The sequence below is a fragment of the Streptomyces sp. MnatMP-M17 genome (genome assembly GCF_900091995.1).
Lineage (GTDB): Bacteria > Actinomycetota > Actinomycetes > Streptomycetales > Streptomycetaceae > Streptomyces.
The window spans coordinates 1-1,454 of the sequence record NZ_FMDK01000187.1; the positions used below are offsets into that span (position 1 = coordinate 1).

Consider the following 1,454-nt stretch of genomic DNA (forward strand, 5'->3'; position numbering starts at 1 on the left):
CCCCCCGGAGTGCCCCCCCCCCCCCGACACTCCGCCCCGACCTCGCCCGGTGAGGCTCCGGCCTCCGCGCTTTCCCCCCGAGACCGCGGGCCGGAGCCTTACGGCTGCCCAGCCCCGGTCACGAAGGCGCGGACCAACGAGGCGCCCAGCACGGTCAGCTGCATCACGCCGCCGACGTCCTCGACCAAGTGCACCTGGGCCAACTCCGTCGCCCTGCCGTCAGTGTGCGCGAGGGCCACGCTGCTGTCACCGAGTGCGGTGAGCAGCCTGCGCTGCCGAGCGGTCAACGCGGCCCAGCGTCCGCACGGAGTGATCCTCCACGCGGTGCCGCCCTGGAACGTCAGCGCCTCGTCAGCCTCCAGCCGGTAACCGTCTGCGTCCTCCCGGTAGATCCACTCCTCGGCCAGCATCGCCGCCACCAGCCGGGCACTGACCTCCCCCGGCAAGTGCCCCAAGGGGTGCGCGCCGGCGCACTTGAGGTACTGCCGCTCCCGCACAGTGGGACCCCGCGCACCTTCAGGGTGCGCAGAACCGGACCCGCCGGACCGACCGGAACCCGCGAGGGGCGGGTTGTTCGACACGATCGGCATCTCCCTCCTCTCGTCAGGCACCGGGCCAGCCGTCGGCCTGGCCGAGCAGCGACCGGTACTCGGCCTCCCGACGCCGGTGCCGCCTCGTGGCACGCTCCGCCCGCCTCTGCTCGTCCAGCAGCTTCCGCAGCTCCTCGCGGGCCTGGGCGCGCTGGGACCGGACGTTGGCCTGCGCGGCAGCCAACTGCAGAGCAGCTCGGTCGGACCGGGCCAGGTAGTGCAGTGCGAGCGCCCGCAGGACGGCGGAGCAGTACCGCTCGGCGGCATCGGAGGCGGACATACGGGTCCGCACGCCAGTACGGGCGTGCGCCGACAGGCGGGCCGGCGCGGTAGCAGTGATCTTCCCGGCCTTCTCGCAGTCCCACAGTCCGCCGACCCGCACTCCGAACACCTGCGGCTCGTGCGGGTGTTCATGACGGAAGGGGCTGGAATCCTCGACGTGGCCGTAGGTGACGCGGACGCCCTGTGGAAGCGGCTCCGGCCGCCACTGGTCGCAGCCGACCGTGAAACGTCCCTCGAGGCGGCGTCCCTCGACCTCGTACACCAGGGCCCCGGGCAGGGCCTCGCTGAACTCGACCTCGCGCACCCTCATGGTGCCCATGCCGAGCCCCTTGCTGTCGACCAGGCCGACCGGCACCCATCCCAACCGGAGCGAACCCTGCGGCCTGGGACGCCGGCGGGCGATGCCGTTGACGGCGTACAGCCGGGACCGTACCCGCGCCCGCTCGGCCCTGATGGACGCCGCCTTCGCCTCCTGCTCAGCGGCGAATGCAGCCTCGCGCTTCGCGTACTCGGCCGCCCTGGTGGCAGCAGCAGCCAGCACCAGCGCGGCACGCTCAGGAAGGCGGCTCCAGTGGCGGGCGA

General features: G+C 73.1%; 1 protein-coding gene and 1 pseudogene. Both read right to left on the minus strand.

From position 1 onward, the window contains the following. Nucleotides 1–98: 98 nt before the first annotated feature. Nucleotides 99–446, minus strand: a complete 348-nt coding sequence (locus GA0115259_RS09145) for a hypothetical protein (RefSeq protein ID WP_141716500.1) — start codon at nucleotides 444–446, stop codon at nucleotides 99–101. Nucleotides 447–603: 157 nt separating this feature from the next. Further along, a pseudogene (locus GA0115259_RS40130) lies at nucleotides 604–1,454 on the minus strand (hypothetical protein); the annotation flags it as partial.